Annotated in this window: 1 pseudogene; it reads left to right on the top strand. The window is 77.6% G+C overall.

The features are described from left to right. Positions 1–1,341: pseudogene (locus BG482_RS39845) on the top strand (SMC family ATPase); the annotation flags it as partial.

Raw genomic sequence — 1,341 nt, forward strand, 5'->3', positions numbered from 1 at the left:
GGAGTCGGCGAACCGTTCCGCGGACGCCGAGCACGAGGGGGCGGCCGCAGGCGCCGCCCACGCGCGTGCCCTGCTCCCGGAACGGTTCGCCGACTCCGGGGCCGCCGGGCTCGCCGCCGCCGCACGCCGGGCCGCCGAAGAGCTGGGCGGTCTGGAGTCCGCCCGCAGGGGGGAGCGGCGGCTGGCCGACCTCGCCGTCGAGCGGACCGACCTCGACCGGCGGGAACGCGACGACGAGGACGTCCTGACGGAGGCCGAGGCCTGGCTCACCGGCTGGGACGCCGTCCGCACGGAACTGCGGGCCCGCATCGAACACGCCCAGGAGGCAGCCACCCGCGCCGAACAGCTCGACGGCCGGCGCGAGCCCGCACGGCGGCGCCTGGAGGCCGCCCGGCGGCGCGACGGACTGACCGACGACCTGGAGGCCGCCCGGCGCACCGCCCTCGCCGCACGCGAACGCACGCAGTCGGCCCGCGAGCACTGGCTCGACGTCAAGGAACAGCGCCTGAACGGCATCGCCGCCGAACTGGCCGCCACCCTCGCCGACGGCGAACCCTGCACGGTCTGCGGCGCCACCGAGCATCCCGCGCGCGCCCGCAAGGTCGCCGGGCACGTCGACCGCGAGGCCGAGGAGCAGGCGCTCGCCGCCTACCAGCACGCCGAGGAACGTCAGGCCGAGGACGAGCGCGCTCTCGGCGTTCTGAGGGAGGCGCTCGCCGCCGCCACGGCCGAGTCGGGCGACGCCCCGACGGAGCGTCTCTCCGCCGAGGCGCTGGAGGCGGAGCAGGCCTATGCGCAGGCCCGCCGGGAGGCCTCGGCGCTGCACCCCGCGCGCGAGGAACTGCGCCAGGCCGAGCAGGAGCACGAACGCCGTACCCGAGCGCAGCGTGAGGCGGCTGTCAGGGCCGCATCACGAGTGGGCCAGCGCGAGCGCCTGGAACGCGAACGACTCACCCTGGAAGAGGAGTTGACGCGCGCCAGAGGAACGGCGGACAGCGTCTCCGCGCGCGCCGCACAGCTGGAGCGCCAGGCGGCGCTGCTCACCGAGGCGGCCGAGACCGCCCGCGCCGCCGAGGAGAGCGCCGAGCGACTCAAGGCCGCCGACGGGCGCCTGGACGAAGCCGCTTTCCGGGCAGGCTTCGACACCCCGCAGGCCGCAGCCGCCGCCCTCCTCGACGCCGCCGCCCACCGCGAGCTCCAGCGACTCCTGGACGCCTGGCAGACGGAGGAGGCCGCCGTACGGGCCGCCCTCGCCGAACCCGACACCGTGGCCGCCGCCGGGCAGCCTCCCGCCGACCTCGCGGCCGCCGAACGGGCGGCGGCGGAGGCGGCCGCACGGCT

This window comes from Streptomyces sp. LUP30, assembly GCF_001746365.1.
In the GTDB taxonomy this organism is placed as follows: domain Bacteria; phylum Actinomycetota; class Actinomycetes; order Streptomycetales; family Streptomycetaceae; genus Streptomyces.